Origin of the sequence: Endozoicomonas atrinae, assembly GCF_001647025.1 — a bacterium.
Taxonomy (GTDB): Bacteria; Pseudomonadota; Gammaproteobacteria; order Pseudomonadales; family Endozoicomonadaceae; genus Endozoicomonas; species Endozoicomonas atrinae.
This window is the reverse complement of sequence record NZ_LUKQ02000111.1, coordinates 1-17942: the sequence shown is the minus strand read 5'-3', so window position 1 is coordinate 17942 and position 17942 is coordinate 1. Positions and strand designations below refer to the sequence as shown.

Sequence of the window (17942 nt, the reverse complement as noted above, 5' to 3'; positions counted from 1 at the left end):
GAAAATCAACATCATTAAAACCTTCGGGTAGCTGTGGTCGACGAGACATCTGTTCTAGATAATGCATGGTAATGATGCCTAAGCATAGTTGGCGGCAGCTTAAGGATTTAGAAAATGCGATTGGTATTATTCCTCTACCAGTGGGAAAACGGCTACAGCCAGAGAAAATGGCCAAAATTGATCCCTTTTTTGGTGCTGCGCCAGATCATCGAGGCGTTACATTTTGAGCAGAGAGTGACTACTTCTGATCAGAAAGACGCTTATATTCAGAGCAAACCTTTGCTCGTTTGGATTCAATCGTAGGGTCGTATGACTCCTGACTCTCAAGCGTTAGCATTGAGCATTGTTGCTTGAGTTGGCGTAGTTGAGAATTGGTTGAACCATCGTTAAGAGAACCTGATTGGATTGATGCAATAGTGGGCTGAAAAGTTGAAGCTGCCTGGCAATACATACGAACCATGGATTTAGCTTTATGGTTGGAGAAGTTTTTGCCACTGCTGACTTTACAGACCTCATTGAATGCAGACTTGGCTGCAATGGTACATTGAGAAAACTCGGTAATCTTGTGCCGTTTGTTCTGGCAGACGCTATTGCTGCGAATCTTCCACAAATGGTGCTTGAAATAAATGTCATGCCCCTGATGCTCAATCACTACAGGCGTCAATTGACTATTCACGTTCTCAACATAGCTGTCCGTCATGTTGCCACTCATCGAGGTGATCAGGGTGGCCAGAGAGGTACTTAGAATATCCATAGGGTTTCACTGTAATTATTGAATGTTGTGGATGATTCCTGAATGTTCACGTCAGGGCAACGCAAAGACTACTGACTCTCAAAACTCTTCAACGTCTGGTTTTCACCATTTACCCACGCCGTAAGCCCATTCACACTGCCACCCTGAACAAAAGCCGCAGCCGTACTGGGGCTGGAAAATTCGTAGTCCTCGGTAAATACAAAGTGGTCGTCGTTGAGGGCAATAACCCCTTTTTCGAGCAGACGCTCTCTGCTTTTAACCACACCGGCAGGGCATGCCTTCACAGCGAGTTTTACGGCCAGAGATCCTTTGAATACCGTAAACCCTTCTTCGGATCTCCTGCCAGATGCCGTTACTCCCTTGCTCTTAATGTGGAAAAGTGGGACTTCATCACTATAGATCGAAGCTTTGGGATTGGACTGAAAAGGAGAAAGTGTAGCCGTAACAGAGAACTGGTGAATTCCCAATACCGGCAACAGTTGCAGGATTTTCTGGATAAAAATATCCATCTCTGCCCGGTCAGCCTCCGGTAGAGAAGAGCCACTGGAAACGCTGTTCATTACAATCATGCGTTTGCTACTGTGAGCAAGTTGTATGAGCTTGCCCTCAATATACTTGATATGGGATTTAGTCAGATTTTCATCTTTGCTGACAAAAGCAGAGGTATGAACCCAGTAATCTTTTTCTTCTGTCTTTGCGTGCTGCTTGAGGCGTTTAGAGACGTTCTCGGCCTCTCCAACATAGAGAACAGGGTCACCAGACTCAGAATCGGTACCTGTTAACAGATACACTCCAGGGCTTTGTAATTCCGGTCGCCTTAATAAATCATCAAGATCACTTCGGGGACCAGCAATGGCCTTACCCGTCCAGTTTGAAATTTCAGCGGTTCGCAGCCCGGTTGGACTACCGTTGATCAGGAAGAGTTTGATAGTTGCGGGTTGCATGATCCCTTATCTCTGAGATGGCAGTGACAAAAAAATAATGTCCTATCATACCACTCAGTTTTTTAGAAAATAGCTTCAAGGTTCAAATAGCTCCATTCGTCCTGACCCATGCCTTACGGATTCGGATTGAAGGCAAGAAGCAGAAGAGAGGCTATTGTGGCCAACCTTCATGCTCATACAGAAAATCAAACGTATCCAATGCCTCTTCCAGGGCGGACTGATCATTAGTCTGATCTCTATGGAAGCAAAACTGAACATAGAGGTTACGAGCATAATCGTGCAAAGTCTGCTGCACTTGTCTTCGACTGAGTGGGTCTGAAGCGGTGGAAATCATGCCATGAATGACCGTCTTCAAGTTGATGATGTAATGCTCATCTCCGTCTGACTCTTCCACGAGGCGATGGTGAAACTGAAGTATGATGGCTTTACCAAGAATGATTGCCTGTTCTGTCCATTGGGACATCGTTTGCATTCCATATCAATTATCGTAAACTCAGCGGGGTAACTCACCGGTTGGCAAACCAGACTACATACTCCCGAAGTGGCCAGTAGCAGGGATGGTCTTTAGCCGTGACTTCCAGCTCACAAAGGGGAAGGTGGCCTTTCTTGCGGCCTTCTTTCACACTCACGATCAAGCCCCGCAGATCATCTTCCATTTGAATGTCTTTAACTTCAACAGTATGACCCTGGCCAAATGGCACATCCCGCTTGGTTGAAAATTGGCCTGAGTTATCCTCGAGTCGGATGGCCGGGAACGGGAATGTCAGGTTCTCAACCAGGTATTCATACCAGTCCCGGTTTTTCCATTCAATAAACATGGTGTCGTAAAACACATGGTTACCCTCATCCCATGAGCTATCGTATTCTGTGTTTATCGTCATTACATCACCAAAATAGTCATCATCAACCGGTAACCAGTCTTCTGGCTTGTTTGATGTCGCATTAAGAATCAATACTCCATCACTGCTCTAAGGCACTGCATGTCCGAAAAAGCGATAGGTGTTGAATGCCGTATCCGGGACAAATCGTTCAACATGGCCAGCCAGAGATGGGCCGTCATCCTGGCATCAGACAGTGCCCGATGGTAGGTGCCATCGGTTGGGAGATGCTTATAATCCACCAGTGTTGACAGTCTGTGATCGGGTGCATTGGGGTACACCCATCTTGCCGCTTCCAGGGAACAGGCAAACTCGCCTGAGTAGGTCGTACCCGCCAAACCCATCTCATTATCGAGAAACCGCTGGTCAAACGGTGCATTATGGGCAACCAGATTATGCGAACCGATAAACCGGGCCAGCTCTCCAATCACCTCACTGCACGATGGTGCATTTTCCAGCATGGCGTTGGTAATGCCAGTGTAGTCGGAAATAAACTCGCTGACCGGAAAGCCAGGATTCATTAACCCCTGAAAATGGTCTGTGACCGTGCCATGTTCAATCAGCACAGCGCCCACCTCAATGGTTCGGTCACCTTTGCGCGGAGAGAACCCTGTGGTTTCAAGATCCAAAACCACCACGGTATCTGCTTTCTTATGACCCATGAATCAACAGCCTCTTTTCGAACGGTAACGTCAAATGACTCAAGGGTAGTTGAAGCACTCGGAACATTGGGGGAATCATGCTGCGCCGGTCCTGGTGGACCAGAGGTGTTTGCTCACTTCCGGCAAATCACTGGTGATGGCTTCAAGTCCCTGCAGGAAGGCCAGCGCGTTGAGTTCAAAGTAACTCAGGGTCAGAAAGGCCCACAGGCTGAAGATATTCGACCACTTTAATGGTCGTGGCTGCATTTTGTAGTCTCTAACCTTACGTCAAGTGAGAACAAGAAGGGCAGTGCTTTCGAGTATCGCCCTTTTTATGGTTTTAAAAGTAAAAGGGAGAGAAGTTTAAGAATCAAAACCGCCCCGGTTTCTCACGACTTCGGTTTTCTTAAAGGAGCGTCATGATATTGCCATCTGCTGACAAACCTTGATGGCTTTCCAGCCCCATGTACTGCGTTTTTTGTTGTAACCCAATATTGCTGTTCCGGTGACTTGGTCTCCGTCCTCAATGGTGTGTTTTGTGATCAACGGAGGAGGGATAAAAATATCATCAGAGGTAAACCCCATACCGCCACTGACATTAACGGTACTAGAGAATTTGCGCATCACAGATTTTTCAGGTGTGTCTTCTGTTTTTTGTGCAGATAGAACTCGGTGTCTTACTCCCTGTTTTGTAGAATATCTTGACAATTTAAGAGCTATTGCATCGCCTTCCTCAAATGATTCCGGAATTTCTGAGCAAGGGATGATGCCATCGCAACTTCTATCGACGATAAAATGAATAAGATTTTTAGATCGGTTTACATGGTCTACTACGCCCACTTTTTCTGAAAAAACGTCCCAGGCAGCGTCAGTATTCCTGTTTTCAATAACAAAGATTTGAAATACCTTATTGTGATCAGGCTCTCCTTTAACTTTTAAAGCTGCACCCGGCTGCAGTCTGTCAAATGAGAACTTTGACTCTGGTACACTGACTTCCAATGGCACTGAAGATGTATCCAACCCAAGATAGAGCTTACGCTTGGGCTTATTCTCTTTCCCCGGTACAGTATATTTTTCACCCAGGTTCACATGAACCCATGGAAGTTGGCTATGCAGTAGTTCCTCTGCTTTTTTCGAGTTAGCCACATACAAAGACTGATTGGATTCTGCAGGAATTGTGCCTTCATACCAGCTTTGATTAATGACTTCGTTAAATCCTGCTGGTGTCTTCTGCCCAATCTTTTCTTTGAACTCCATGACTTGTTGCATTTCAAGCTTTGCTGCTGGAAGATGCTGTTTGGTGATCAATTGGTGAGCAAGCTTGAGCTTAACTTTCGTTGTGAAATTGATATCTGAAGAACAACGCAATGCTTTGCAATAACAGCTGAATGCGGCATCTGAGTCTGTTGTCAGGCTTATATCTCCAAGTAACTCCCAGGCCCAAAAGTCATTTGCTTTAGCTTTTGTGATGGTAATGCCGAATGACAAAGCCTCTAGCTGACGCCCAAGAGTAAGAAGGATTTTGGCCTTGTAAAACGTCAGCCAGATGTTGTCGGAGTACCGGGAGATAGCGTTGTCGACATAAGGTAGGATGTACTCTAAACGGACTGAATCGTTGGTTTTGACAGCAACCTTACTGGCCTGCTGTATCACTTTTTCCGCCAGTGCCGGGTAACTTTTTCCGTCATCACTGATGTGGCGTTGGTAGTCCTCAGGACGTAAGTATTCAAGGTTCCATAAGCGGACAAATGCAGCGATATTGAATCCTTCTCCTGCGGCCAGTTTTGCGGCCAACTGAAGAAAGCAGGTGTGAAGCAACGAAGGTTTCTCGACATTCAATTGCAGGTAATCGTTGATATAGCGCTTGGCAAGATTGAGGTTGACTGGTGTGCTGGCAGTTAATTCTTTGGTTAACTTGTACAGCTCCCAGGCGAGTGAAGTCTGAACCTCTATCGATGTTTCCCCCTGACGAAGTATGCTTTTATAAAGGTCTGCGGACTCATAATGCTTGCCTTCCTTGCTCAAGGATTTTGCCTGACGGATTGTGTCAATATGAGGGCTGCAAAGCGACAACACATATTTACGCTGATCGGTCAGAATGCTGTCCCTGGAGTCGATCGAAATGGATTCCAGCTGTTGTTTATAGTGAGCCAAGTATTGCCTCTGAGATGACACGCTGTCCCTCTTGATCAGGTCAATCAGGCACCAAGCAAGTGCTTTATAGTCCCAGTCATCAGGTTGCGGTGTGCTCACCAGTTGCATCGCCATTTGGTATGCTTCATCAAGGTTGACCTTGCGTTTTTCGAATACTTCTTTGCTGGTAATCATGCACTCATACCTTCAATCAGCAACATTTCTACATCAATCACCAGGGAACCTGGAGTGCAGGCGGGGATTACCGGAACCGGTTTTGTAAATCTGTCTTTTCCATTGTAATAAATATCGAAGATCGCCACTTCACTATCACGAACGAAGGTGTACCGCTGGCTCCATTGTTGAGAGGTCACATCCTGAATTGATATCCCATGATCTCCAGCCAGTAATGAAAGGCGCTGGTGGAAATCATTCAAAAAAGCTTTTTCAAACTGGAACGAAGGCAGCTGAATAGCTGTTTTTACAGGGAGTGCGTTATTCTTTAACGGTGCCAGCAAGCCTGCCACATAACTGCCTAACTCAGTTGTTTGAGCGTCAACAACATTGGTCACTTTGTTCTTGCCACTATAGGTAATGTTTATGCGAGCAAAGTTATTTTCTCGTTTAAAGACATACGCTTCTTGATATTGATTATGAATGATATCGTCAATTTCAATGGAATGCCCCGCAATGAGACTTTTCACCCGTTCGAGGATTGCCAATAAAAATCCTGCACTATCAGGAATTCCAAACTGGCTTATAGACTCCTTACCTGTTGGATTCGCATTGATTTCAGGGGTGGGTGCAGTTTGGGTATTGCCTGCAATTATCTCTATACCCGAGTTAAACGCCCGCGACATAGTGCTGCCCGTTTTGATATCAGGCGGATCCAGCAGGTAGAGTTTATCAGCGGTACGGGTAATGGCTGTGTAAAGCCAGCGGAAATAGTCAGCTGATAACTGACTCTGGTGTGTCTTGCACTTAACAAATACGTGGTTCCACTCGCTGCCCTGCGCTTTGTGGCAGGTGATGGCGTAACCAAACTTCAGGCGTAATGCATTGAAGTATGGGTCTGATTTAAGGGCTTCTTTGAATGCCAGACTTCCACGCTCCAAATAACGATTACGAATGCAAAAATCCACATACATCGCTTTGTTCTGATCAGAGCTCAGCCCAGGGTGCTCACTGTAAAGCAAGTCCTCAAAAATCATGGCATTGAAAAAATGTGAAGTTCCATCCAGGTCCTTAAACCCAACATCAATACGCCTGAACCTCAAAGGTACGTTGACTTCTTCTGTTTTACCGGTTTCCTGATTTTTACGCTTCAGGGTAACCACTCGCTGCTCAATAGTATCAGAAACTGATTTTACCAGGCCAAAGTCGCCATTCGAGATGAAGAAGCCATATGTGTTGCTGTTACTGACAGCCATCACTTTGTCACCCGAGGTGATTTCAGGGCAATGTGGAAAAAAGTGTTCCCGAATATGTTTGTTGAATATGTTTGTTATAAGCGGCTACATCCGAGTTTGAGTGGGCAATAACAATCGATTCACCATTAATCTTACCCTGGCAGGATTTCAGATACTGGGAGAGCAAGTCATTATGCTCAACCTTGTGCAGATCAGGATAATTGAGATCCAGCACTAATTGGCCAAATGAGCCGTTACCCAAAGATTCTCTCAATTGTATGGAGTTTCGCATAACCCCACTGTCTGATTTCTGCCTGACCACCTCTTTGAGTTCAAATCCAGTAGAACGTAAATTATGCTCCCTGAAGAGGTAGCCATTATCCAATGCGGGTGAAAAGTTCATTCCAACAGGAGGAAGTTGGGCATCATCACCAATAAAGATGACTTTCTTCTGGTGGTCGTTATGATCAAGGTTTACGTACTTGAGAAAATCACGAAGCAAATGCCCAGAACCGCAACGGAAAAACTCATTTTCACTGTAGACATCAGACACCATTGAGGCTTCGTCAATGATAAACACTGTGTCCGCAGACATCTCATTTACCGCAAGCTGAGCATAGAGTTTATAGGTTTCTGAGCCCTCAAGATCATCTTCACGATATTCTTTAATGTCTTTAAAGCAGTAGATCGTTTTATGAAGAGTATAGGCAGGAGACTGGGTCTTATTGGCAATCACCTTCGATGCTTTACCGGTAGGGGCAGCCAATACATAGTTTCGACCTATAGTGCGAAAATATTCGGTTAGCCCCTTGGTAATGAATGTTTTACCAGTACCAGCATAACCTCTGAGCAGGAAGACCTTATCTTCTTTACTTGAGAGGAAATGCTCAAGCTTTTTTACCAGCTCAGCCTGACCGGCATTGAGTGTATATTGGGAAAAGGCATCATGGATGCTGATCAGCTGACGGGTGTTATCTGATTCGAGGTCGAAAGAGTTGGCTGCCTGAGCCGAGGCATTTTTAAAGGTTACATGTCTGGAATTATCCAAAACTTTCTTCAGGCTTTCAGCATGCTGCTGAGCTGCTTTTTCTGATGCCTCAAGTCGTTGTAGTTCTGCTTTTGCTGCGTTGAGTTGTTCTGCCAAAAAGTTATTAACAGTACTCAGCTTTTTATAGTTGTCATCAGGATGAGCCGGATCTTCAAACTCAGGGTAGTCACCACTGATATCTAAGCTATAGGTTTTATAGAGCCATTTGCCGATTAAATAGGCTTCTTTTACTAACGCCAATGCATCATCAGAGGTGACGTTACTCCCGTGGGCTGCTTTGTTGCCAAGAATACGGATTGCATGAAACTTACTGAGGATTGATCTGTCGACCAGTTCTTGAAAAGCCTCAGACTTCAATTTTTCGAAGAAACTGTCACCCTCTTCACAGCGCAGTTCAAGGTCTCGATATAGATTGCCGACTAATACCTCGGCAAAGCATCGCAGCTTGACAATAGCGGTATGAGGGTCCGTATAGGCATACTGTTCTGCGAAGCAAGCATGCTCGTATAGTTCTGGCCAGCTTGCTGCTAGAGGTTGAAAATTTGTGGATTGCATAGCTATAAATAAATTCTCTTTTCTCGAGTCATCCTGGCAACTTGCTCTTTGTACTGGGACTGTCAGAGAGCATATGTACTACAGCTTTTATTGAATTTCCTATGGGTGACAACAGTACCTGTTACTGAAGATAGAGGCTAACAGTTTGCCCAGGATCAGTAGTGTACATTAATCCTTTTTTCTTGGGCGTGAGTTAGGTCAGCAAACAATTATTTTCCGAGTTCGTAAAGCCGTCTTCCAGTTTCGTTGAACGGTTTTGATGTAGAACCACTACACCTGCACCCGTTCGCCTTGTGGCATGCGGTTTTACGAACGACTGAGGTTTGGAACCTTATGACAACAGGGCTTAAGGCTTGTGCTGTTTTCTTTCCCTTTCTTGGTGTGAAAATGCTGCTTTGAGGTGGCCTAATGATAACCAAGTATCACCAGTCATCTCGATGGGTAGCCATTGGCTGCTTCTTTCTGGTAAAGAAACTCAGGATCTTTCGCTTAAAGTGCATTCTTCGGCGCCTGCGCTCCTCAATACTCCATTCTTTTTCCCGTTTTTCTTCTTCAGCTTCGATAAGGATTTGTCGTTCTGCTACATACTGATCCGAGAGATCCGTTATCTGCTGAATCTTGCCTTTTGAGAACACAATCTTCTTTATCTCGTTGTACTCAACGGCCGGGGCACTGCCATGATGGCCGCGTCCCAGATTGCCAACCCAGTCATTACCAACAAGCACTTCGCCTGTATAGTCAAGAGGCAGCCACACATCGGTGTAACGGCGGCCAAACATCAAAGCCAGCGTCAGGTCATCACACTCCGGCAGTGGGTCAGGTTTAATGCCATTGACTAATGGTTCATCTTTGAATACACCTAAATTCATTGACCTGGCAAATAGCTGACCCTCTTTGCATTCATAAGTGACGATATAGCCAGCCCAGCAAAAGGTACCCATAGGAGATACGTCGATGCCTAGCATATTCGGATGAAATATTGGAAAAGGCTCTGCATCAGTAACGCTGTATGAGATATCATCAAGTGTAAGGTGGCTGGAGAATTGAGCGGTCATCCTTATTACTCTCCCTGATCCATAAGCCAATCGATAATGACATGGTTTAGTGACGTATTGAAAGACAGTAAAAACAGTTATCTGCCGGGGGGATCTTCGAGTACAGAATGGGCTGTCATTTGAGAATTTCCACTTGTAGGGGGGGACTTATCTGCTTCCCTCCGAATAGTCAGGGTGACATTACTGCCACCCAAACCCTAATAACCGTACGTAAAATTTTCAATCGCACACAACTCAAGCCTCCGTCATGAGAAAACTCATCACACGAGAGATACTGTTTTGCCGCTGCCGATCATTAGAAGTGGTCTAATGCTGGTGGAAGTTCGGAATCGCCGCTCTTTTGATAACTCCTACGCCTGTTTCAAAGGCTCAAAGAGCACATTGAGATCTTCAGCCGTAATGGACGGTTTTTTCTTGCCGGTTCCATCACCGTAGATGGCATCGGCAATGGCCTTTTTCTTTTCCTTCAATGCCTGGATTTTTTCCTCCACCGTGCCTTCGGTGACCAGTTTGTAGACAAATACGGGCTTGTCCTGACCGATGCGGTGTGCCCGGTCGCTGGCCTGATCTTCTGCTGCCGGATTCCACCAGGGGTCATAATGTATCACGGTATCAGCGGCGGTGAGATTAAGGCCGGTTCCACCGGCTTTAAGGCTAATCAGAAAGACCGGCGCATCGCCTTTCTGGAAGGTGTCAATGGGGTGTTGTCGATTGCGGGTCTGGCCAGTGAGTTGTACCCAGGGGATCTTGGCTTTGTCCAGTCGCGTCTCAATAAGCGACAACATGCTGGTAAACTGCGAGAAGATGAGTATTTTTCGACCTTCTTCCACCATGGGCAGGACAAGATCCATCAACAGGTCGAGCTTGGCCGACTCTTTAATGTCGGCGGCCTGCTCCAGTTTAACCAGTGACGGGTCACAACAGGCTTGTCGCATCTTTAACAGCGCATCGAGAATAACAATCTGTGAACGTGCCAGGCCTTTTTTCTCGATTTCTTTTTGGACCCGGGCTTCCATGCTGGCTCGAATGGTTTCGTAGAGGTCCCGCTGCTTACCGTCCAGCACCGTGGTGCGAATGATCTCGGTTTTGGCGGGCAGCTCTTTCGCCACCAGGTCTTTACTGCGGCGTAACATAAACGGCGCTATCCGTTTCTGCAGCTTTTTCGCCTGTTGTTGATTGCAGTGCCGCTCAATGGGGGTGCGATAAAAACGGGTAAACTGGTCTCTTGCTCCCAAAAAGCCGGGCATCAGGAAGTCGAACAGTGTCCAGAGTTCGCCCAGGTGGTTTTCCATGGGCGTGCCGGTCAGGCAAAGTTTGTGTTCCGCCGCCAGACAGCGAATGGCTTTGGCACTTTTGGCATTGGGGTTCTTCACCGCCTGCGCTTCGTCCAATGCCAGCAGATGGAAACGGGTTTTCGCCAGTTGTTCAAAATCCCGCTGAATAACACCGTAGCTGGTGAGTACCAGATCGGTGTCCTTTATTGCCTTGCTGTCCCGACTCGAACCATGATGAATATGTACCCTTAAGTCGGGTGTAAAGCGCTTAGCCTCATGCTGCCAGTTATGGAGCAGGCTGGTGGGGCACACCACCATACTCGGCGGTAGTTGATCACCGAGGCGTTTTTTCTCCAATTGCAAATGAGCCAGGGTTTGCAGGGTTTTGCCCAGCCCCATGTCGTCAGCCAGTATCCCGTTCAGACCGAACTCCCGCAGAAACTGCAGCCAGGAAAGGCCATGTTGCTGGTAACTGCGCAGTTCCGCCTGCAACTCTTTGGCCGGTTTAGCACTCTTGAGACGTTTGAAGGTTTTTAACTTCTTACTCAATGCCAGCAGCTTTTCACCACCGGCCCAGGGCAGGCCGAGCTGGTCATACAGTTCCTGCCAGATTTCAGCATGGTAATTCTGCAGCTGATACTCATTTAATGGCCGGTCACCAAAGAGTTCCAACAGGGTTCCGGCAATCAGTCTCAAACGTTCAGCGGGCAGCTGAATGAATTTACCACCGGGCAGGGCAACGGGAACCAGCGCGTCCGCTGGCATCTCTTTCAGATCGTCCAGTGTGGGCAGCTGGTTGATCTGGCGAGCGAGCAGCGGCAACAGGTCGATGGATTTGCCATCAATGGTGATGCCGAGGCGCAGGTTAAACCAGTTGTTTTCAGACTCGTCCAGCTCGGCATACCAGTCATCATCCGAGATGGCTTCAAACTGGAAGGGGAAGTTGTCATTAATCTCGATGGTCCAACCCTGCGCTTCCAGATCCGGCAGGGCATCGGTCATAAAACGTAACCAGCGGTTACGGTACTGAGTACCGGATACACCGGTAATCAAGTCGTGAATATCCAGCCCGGCCACCTGCCGCACCGTTTCTATATGACTGACGTGGGCCGGTTCAATAAAGTCGGGCAACTGTTCCAACGCAAGATACTCTGCACCGGATTGCCGGGGGATGATCTGATGGCTGCCGTTGGTGGGTTTAAGGGATTGCTGGTTACTGCCAAGGGGTATTATTTGGCCATTGTAATCAAAGCTCACCCGTCCACGGGCCAGCCGGTCATCGGATTTCTTATTGCCGGTGGGAATACTGTCCAGCAGCAGTTGCGGTTTTGGGGTTACCGTGAGCACGGAGACCTTTTCCGGCAACGGGATCCTCGTTTTCTTCTGGCTTTCGCTGCTTTTGCTCTTTTTAGGGCTGTTCTTGTCATTCACCTTGTCATGAAAAACAGCTTTCAGGGTTTTGCTGGTGATATCAATGCCTGCCTCATCCAGCGGTGGTGCATCCAGCAGAAGTCCCAGCAAGGTTGGATCAGGCAGCCCGGTCAGGTCACCGCAGTGAAACAGGTCCTGGTGTCGCTGAAGGTAACAGGCTGGCTCTGAAGGAATGAGCAGCAGTGGCTGCCCACTGCTGGCATTGACCAGCTCAGGACGTTGCAGCCCCTGCTCATCCAACTGCCACCGGATTTCACCCTTGATGGCCGACTGACGAACAACCGGTAGTTTCAACTCAAGCCCCACCACACAGCGACCGGTTGCCATGATTTTTTCCAGTAACTCATGCCCTTCCTCACCAGCGAGCGTGATTTTCCCCTGATAGACATCAATCCGTTTATTGATGTAGGCCAGCTTGAGAATACGGCGGTCATTGTCGTTCATACTGGCGGGCCAGTTGCTGTTGTGAATACAGTTGTAAGCGCCTCTATAGGGGGTGGGTTTGCCATAACCGCCTTTTTTCAGATAGCGGGAGAGGCAAATTTGAACGATCACTCCACCCTGATAGGAATTCTCTTCCAGAACATAGAGGGTAATATTGGTGTTGGTGCCTTGTTCTTCTTGTTGTGCTTCGTCTCTTTCCCGGTTTTTTACGGCAATGTCCAGCCGCCTTAACCAGTTATTTCTCTGCTCTTCCAGCTTTCTGGCCTGTTGCTGGGCGAGTTGTTCTGGGGATTTGGATCCCATGCTTTCGGAATACTCATTCCCAAAAAAATCGGCAACCGCGGCTTCTAATGCATCAGCAGTAAGATGGTTACCAAACTGTTCCTTTAGCAATTTTCTGATCGTTTCGATTTCAGCAGCGGAGGTGGAGGACGGCGGTAAACTGGCTTCGCTGTCATCCAGCATTTGATTAAGACGCCTGGCACCAAACCGTTGCTCCCCCGATAGCAGAAGTGCCACCGTATGTTTGCAGTTATAGCCTACCGGGCAGGAACAGAAACCCTCAATAGCATCCTCTTCCGGGTCATCAGGACGATCGTAGAAGCAAACCTCCACCTCATAGGATTTTCGGCCACTGCCTCTCACCAGGCCAAAGAGCGCATTTTCAACCTCATCATCCAGCTCAATCTTGCTGACTTTATTCTTTTTAAAATAGTCCCGCCCCCTTTGCAGGGTGGCGGCAGTGAAAATATGGTTGAGATCAATATTAAGCTGGGTCATTGGTGCGGTGAACGTTATTCAGTGAGTAGGGTGCGGAAATTATGGACAATAAATCGTTCCATGGATATGGAGCCATTCAGTCAGACAGAAAAACCGGCCATGGGTTCAATAATCATTACTGTATTGCTGTGGTCGCGTCCCGTCACGCTCTAACATTTTCATCCGTCATCTGCCGTAACCTTTCTGAGCGGCAGGTGCTGAGAAGCAGGGGTTCCCATGGGGTTAGCTGGAACCGGTTTAACGTATTACTGTTATCCGCAAACTCAACAATGGCCAGACCAAACCGATGATCATTGTCTTCTACTTCTCGTTAGCATGAAAAAATAACCGTTTTATTCTGTCGCTTGATTAAAAAGCATTGATAAAATCATCAATGATAACGAATTTCTCCCCGACCATAGAAAATAACTGAGTGCCTGATGGATATAACTCCAGCACATAGCCCGCGCCACACCGATCATCAACCCGTCGTCCACTTGCAGGGTTCGGTGGAGCGGGTCACCTTTCACAGCGAAGCCAGTGGCTTTTTTGTGATTCGGGTGAAGTGTAAAGGGCAGCGGGAGCTGGTGACCATGACCGGCAGTACACCCTCCATTACGCCCGGTGAGTTTGTTGACGCCAGCGGCATCTGGTTTAACGACCATAAGCATGGGGTGCAATTCAAAGTTAAACACATTAAAACCGTCACGCCGAATACCCTAGAAGGCATTGAAAAGTATCTCGGCTCGGGCATGGTGAAAGGGATCGGTCCACACTTTGCCAAACGATTGGTGAAAGCGTTTGGTGAGCAGGTGTTCGATATTATTGAAGCGAACCCGGAACGGCTGATGGAGCTGGAGGGCATCGGCAAGAAGCGGCGGGAGAAGATCACTTCGGCCTGGTCCGAGCAGAAGGTGATTCGGGAAATTATGGTTTTCCTGCAATCCCACGGTGTTGGCACGGCAAGAGCGGTGCGGATCTATAAAACTTACGGCGATGAGTCCGTGGCCAAAGTTCAGGAGAACCCCTACCGGTTAGCGCTGGACATTCACGGGATCGGGTTTAAAACGGCGGATGATCTGGCGATGCAACTGGGCATTGACCGGGTCTCGTTGATTCGCGCTCAGGCCGGGGTGCGCCATGTGTTACAGGAGTGCTCAGGCGATGGCCATTGCGCCCAGCCGTTTCAGTCATTGGTGATGGATGGGGTAAAACTGTTGGAAATCCCTGAAGACACCATTAAGGAAGCGATCCAGTGTGAAGTAAACGAGGATCGGCTGACGCCGGAAATCATTGATGAGGTGCCCTGCCTGTTTCTGACCCCGCTCTATCGGGCGGAGCTGGGCGTGGCTAACCATGTGAATCGTTTATTGAGTGGTACCTCAAGCTGGTCGTCTATTGAGATGGAGAAGGCCATTCCCTGGGTGGAAGAAAAGAATGCGATAACGTTGTCGGGTTCGCAAAAAGAGGCCGTTGCACTGGCCGTGCAGAAAAAGTTCTGCATCATCACTGGTGGCCCCGGTGTCGGGAAAACCACGGTGGTGAACAGCATTCTCAAGATCATTGCTGCTAAGGGAGTAGATGTCACCTTGTGCGCACCCACCGGCAGGGCTGCCAAGCGACTCTCTGAGTCAACAGGACAGGAAGCCACCACGATTCACCGGTTATTGGATTTTGATCCGTCTGCCTTTGATTTCAAACGAAATGCTGACAACCCGTTGGAAACCGATCTTCTGGTGGTGGATGAGTGCTCCATGGTGGATGTGGTGCTGATGAATCAGCTGTTGCGGGCCGTGCCGGATTCGGCAGCGGTGTTGCTGGTGGGGGATGTGGATCAGTTGCCTTCGGTGGGGCCGGGTTCTGTTCTCAGTGACCTGATGGAATCGGGTAAGGTGCCGGTGGCAAGATTAACAGAAATTTTTCGGCAGGCGGCGACTTCACAGATTATTACCGGTTCTCACGCCATTAACCGTGGGCAGGTACCCAAAGTCACGAAAAAAGGGGAGGAGACCGACTTTTTCTATTTAACCGGCGAGGAACCTGAAGAGCTGTTTGCCAAGCTGATGTCGGTGGTCACCCGACGACTACCAGAGAAATTCGGGTTTGACCCACTGAATGATATCCAGGTGCTGGCCCCCATGAATCGGGGCGGTTTAGGCGCTCGAAGTTTGAATGTGGCGTTGCAGGAAGCCCTGAACCCGGATGCTCATCCACGGGTTACTCGCTATGGCTGGACATATGCGCCGGGGGATAAGGTGATTCAGACGGTCAATAACTACGACAAAGACGTGTTTAATGGCGACATTGGCCGGGTAAAAAGCATTGATATTGAAGGGGGTGAGCTGATTATTAATTTTGATGGCCGCGATGTTTTGTATCCGGTCAATGAGCTGGACGAAGTCTCCCTGGCCTATGCCACGACCATTCACAAAAGCCAGGGCTCCGAATACCCTTGTGTGGTGATCCCCATGGCCATGCAGCACTTCACGCTTCTGGAAAGGAACCTGCTCTACACCGGTGTTACCCGGGGCAAAAAGATGGTGGTGCTGGTGGGGCAGCCCAAAGCAGTGGGCATGGCGGCACGAAACCGGAAATCGAACCGGCGGTTGACGAATCTGCAGACGAGGTTGGGGGGAAGTTAAATCACCTCACACAGTGGACATGCTGATGACTTAAAGGCCTGCAACCTGCGGCGGGTGAATCGCTCTTCGTACCATCTACCGGTTCCCCAAGACTCCTTCGAGGCTGTTGCAAAACCCTCGTTCCCACGGAGGACGGTGGGAACAAGTTCGGAAGGTTTCACGACAGCCGCCTTCGCGGGAATGACGGCGGTGGGATAAGCCGGTATTCAAGACCTTTTGCGACCACCTCCTTGGTGTCTTTTCAGTTTGTCGTGCTCTTATTAATTAAGTTAGGCCTAACTTACTCAGGGTAACTGATCAATAAACGACTCAAAATTATTCGCCTTGGCAAAGCTGACATTCTCACCCAATGCCTTAAAGTGCTCCCGGCCACAATCAATCTTCGCTTGCTCGGAAGGGCGGAGGGCATCACTGAACAGGGAGCCTTTGGTTTCCACCACAAAATAGAGATTCTGGCTGCCGTTGTTCTCCACCAGTACCGCCCAATCCGGGTTATAGGTACCCAGCGGCGTTTCAATTTTGAACCAGTCTGGTAGTTTGGCGTAAACCTTCACCTCTTCACTTTTCTCAAAGGCTTCGGCAAAGTCATGCTCTACATCGGAGTCGTAAATGACATGGTCATACACCGATTTCCCCGATTCGAGCATGTTCTTACCCAGATAGCCTTTCAGCTCTTTATCCTGGAACAGTTCCTGACAGTAGAAATGGTCATCGCCAATTTTCTGGTATTTGATGCCATCCACAATAAACCGGCGCATCACCCGTTTGATGATGTTCGTGGCTTCATCAATGAACTTTTGCGGGTTATTACGGAAGGCATCAAGCCGGTTGCACTGAGTAAGGATGCTGACGATTGAACGTCGGGTCAGATTGGTGGCGTTTTGCAGATAACTGACGATGTCCGGCAACTTATAGTCTTTGGCATCATAGGTATAGGTTTGGGTTTTGCTCTCCGTCACCTCCAGGCCGCTGCGCTTGGTGGCGACGGTGCCCTTGGCGTACTCAAACTTGGTTTTACCGGCCACCAGGTCTTTCTCAATGGCTTTAGCGCATTCTTCTATCAGAGCATGGTGATCAAAATCCACCCGGTACGTGGTCTGGTATTTAATGCGCTCCCACAACGATTTGAACTCTTCACCCAGGAAAACCGCCTTATTCAGTTTTACCGTTTCCCGCTTGCTGCTGTCTTTGATGTTAAGGCCTCCCGCTACCTTCTTAAGCACCGCCTGAATCTGCTCAGCCTGTTCCATCACGTCATAGGGCAGGTCAAGGTTGCCCTCCTTCAGTGCCGTTTTAAGGTCGTCCTGAACCTTGCCTTTTTTGTCGATATAGCCAGCATCCAGCAAATGTTGCCAGATCTGCTCTGACTTCTCAGCGCCAAGAAATTCCGGTTTTTCACCTTCATGCAGGATCACAATATTAGCAAACAGATGGTCGTCCACCACGCCAAAGCGAATGCCTTCTTCTTCCTCGATCTCTTTTTGCAGGCTGGCGACAAAATCCTCATAGGACTCATTGGCCATCACCGTCAGCGTGTTCACCTCAAACCCATGAACCCGCTCGCCCTGCTGGTTAACGGCAATGCGAAGACCACGACCAATCTCCTGACGTTTTTTAATCACCGAGGCGGTTTCGTTCAGGGTGCAAATCTGGAACACATTGGGGTTATCCCAGCCTTCTTTCAGCGCAGAATGGGAGAACAGAAACTTCAGTTTGCAGTCCAGGCTCAGCAACCGTTCCTTCTCTTTCATGATCAGGTTGTAGGCGCTTTCATCCGCCGCCGTTTTTCCGCCTTCGCCTTTGGCAGAGAGTTTGGAGTCTTTAAACTGTGCTTCACCAGCGCTGTCCTTCTTTTTATCAATGGCGAAGTAACCGTTATGAAGCTGGCTTACTAACGCCTCTGGCGAGGTCTCTTCAAACAGGCTGCGATATTTCCCTTTGCGGGCAATGTTGACATACTCTTCTTCAAAGATTT

At 48.2% G+C, this 17942-nt stretch carries 14 protein-coding genes; 3 read left to right on the top strand and 11 right to left on the bottom strand.

Annotated features, from left to right (window positions below):
- Positions 1–238: 238 nt before the first annotated feature.
- The 5 genes from AK963_RS32110 to AK963_RS15625 all read right to left on the bottom strand — a co-directional run bounded on the left by AK963_RS32110 (position 239) and on the right by AK963_RS15625 (position 3238).
- Positions 239–754: a hypothetical protein gene (locus AK963_RS32110; RefSeq protein ID WP_139117443.1), complete on the bottom strand. Its 516-nt coding sequence runs from the start codon at positions 752–754 to the stop codon at positions 239–241.
- Positions 755–822: 68 nt separating this feature from the next.
- Positions 823–1698 (bottom strand): GIY-YIG nuclease family protein, encoded by an 876-nt coding sequence (locus AK963_RS15640; RefSeq protein ID WP_066016379.1) that lies wholly within the window; start codon positions 1696–1698, stop codon positions 823–825.
- Positions 1699–1849: 151 nt separating this feature from the next.
- Positions 1850–2161, bottom strand: a complete 312-nt coding sequence (locus AK963_RS15635; RefSeq protein ID WP_066016378.1) for a hypothetical protein — start codon at positions 2159–2161, stop codon at positions 1850–1852.
- A 43-nt stretch (positions 2162–2204) separates the two neighbouring features.
- Positions 2205–2651, bottom strand: coding sequence for a calcium-binding protein (locus AK963_RS15630; protein ID WP_066016377.1), 447 nt, complete (start codon positions 2649–2651; stop codon positions 2205–2207).
- Positions 2648–3238 (bottom strand): 3'-5' exonuclease, encoded by a 591-nt coding sequence (locus AK963_RS15625; RefSeq protein WP_066016376.1) that lies wholly within the window; start codon positions 3236–3238, stop codon positions 2648–2650. The genes AK963_RS15630 and AK963_RS15625 overlap by 4 nt, the downstream gene beginning before the upstream one ends.
- Between AK963_RS15625 and AK963_RS31405 the strand changes: the two genes are divergently transcribed.
- A complete protein-coding gene (locus AK963_RS31405; protein WP_083232692.1) occupies positions 3230–3469 on the top strand; it encodes a cold-shock protein in 240 nt (79 codons plus the stop codon). The two genes, AK963_RS15625 and AK963_RS31405, sit on opposite strands and share 9 nt — an antisense overlap.
- Positions 3470–3634: 165 nt before the next feature.
- Here AK963_RS31405 and AK963_RS15620 read toward each other — a convergent pair whose 3' ends face one another.
- The 5 genes from AK963_RS15620 to AK963_RS15605 form a co-directional block, all read right to left on the bottom strand.
- Positions 3635–5545: a tetratricopeptide repeat protein gene (locus tag AK963_RS15620; protein WP_066016375.1), complete on the bottom strand. Its 1911-nt coding sequence runs from the start codon at positions 5543–5545 to the stop codon at positions 3635–3637.
- Complete coding sequence (locus tag AK963_RS34930; RefSeq protein WP_083232691.1) at positions 5542–6780, bottom strand: ATP-binding domain-containing protein; 1239 nt, start codon at positions 6778–6780, stop codon at positions 5542–5544. Before AK963_RS34930 ends, AK963_RS15620 begins: the two co-directional genes overlap by 4 nt.
- Positions 6781–6802: 22 nt before the next feature.
- Positions 6803–8362: an ATP-dependent DNA helicase gene (locus AK963_RS34925; protein ID WP_083232690.1), complete on the bottom strand. Its 1560-nt coding sequence runs from the start codon at positions 8360–8362 to the stop codon at positions 6803–6805.
- Between the two features lie 422 nt (positions 8363–8784).
- On the bottom strand, positions 8785–9417 hold the full coding sequence (locus AK963_RS15610; RefSeq protein ID WP_066016374.1) for a hypothetical protein: 633 nt from the start codon (positions 9415–9417) through the stop codon (positions 8785–8787).
- 350 nt (positions 9418–9767) lie between these two features.
- Entirely contained in the window at positions 9768–13346 is a 3579-nt protein-coding gene (locus AK963_RS15605; protein WP_066016373.1) for a DEAD/DEAH box helicase, read from the bottom strand.
- Between the two features lie 41 nt (positions 13347–13387).
- On the opposite strand from AK963_RS15605, the gene AK963_RS32105 reads away from it, so the two are divergent.
- Entirely contained in the window at positions 13388–13636 is a 249-nt protein-coding gene (locus tag AK963_RS32105) for a hypothetical protein (protein ID WP_139117442.1), read from the top strand.
- Between the two features lie 129 nt (positions 13637–13765).
- Positions 13766–15967: an SF1B family DNA helicase RecD2 gene (recD2, locus tag AK963_RS15600; RefSeq protein ID WP_066016372.1), complete on the top strand. Its 2202-nt coding sequence runs from the start codon at positions 13766–13768 to the stop codon at positions 15965–15967.
- A 284-nt stretch (positions 15968–16251) separates the two neighbouring features.
- Here the strand turns inward: recD2 and AK963_RS33305 are convergent.
- Positions 16252–17942: restriction endonuclease (locus AK963_RS33305; RefSeq protein WP_476588283.1), on the bottom strand; the 1691-nt coding region annotated here is incomplete at its 5' end.

Coding starts and splice junctions, on each gene's coding strand:
- AK963_RS32110 (WP_139117443.1), bottom strand. CDS start 754: ATGGATATTCTAAGTACCTCTCTGGCCACCCTGATCACCTCGATGAGT.
- AK963_RS15640 (WP_066016379.1), bottom strand. CDS start 1,698: ATGCAACCCGCAACTATCAAACTCTTCCTGATCAACGGTAGTCCAACC.
- AK963_RS15635 (WP_066016378.1), bottom strand. CDS start 2,161: ATGTCCCAATGGACAGAACAGGCAATCATTCTTGGTAAAGCCATCATA.
- AK963_RS31405 (WP_083232692.1), top strand. CDS start 3,230: ATGACCCATGAATCAACAGCCTCTTTTCGAACGGTAACGTCAAATGAC.
- AK963_RS15625 (WP_066016376.1), bottom strand. CDS start 3,238: ATGGGTCATAAGAAAGCAGATACCGTGGTGGTTTTGGATCTTGAAACC.
- AK963_RS15620 (WP_066016375.1), bottom strand. CDS start 5,545: ATGATTACCAGCAAAGAAGTATTCGAAAAACGCAAGGTCAACCTTGAT.
- AK963_RS34930 (WP_083232691.1), bottom strand. CDS start 6,780: ATGGCTGTCAGTAACAGCAACACATATGGCTTCTTCATCTCGAATGGC.
- AK963_RS34925 (WP_083232690.1), bottom strand. CDS start 8,362: ATGCAATCCACAAATTTTCAACCTCTAGCAGCAAGCTGGCCAGAACTA.
- AK963_RS15610 (WP_066016374.1), bottom strand. CDS start 9,417: ATGACCGCTCAATTCTCCAGCCACCTTACACTTGATGATATCTCATAC.
- AK963_RS15605 (WP_066016373.1), bottom strand. CDS start 13,346: ATGACCCAGCTTAATATTGATCTCAACCATATTTTCACTGCCGCCACC.
- AK963_RS32105 (WP_139117442.1), top strand. CDS start 13,388: ATGGACAATAAATCGTTCCATGGATATGGAGCCATTCAGTCAGACAGA.
- recD2 (WP_066016372.1), top strand. CDS start 13,766: ATGGATATAACTCCAGCACATAGCCCGCGCCACACCGATCATCAACCC.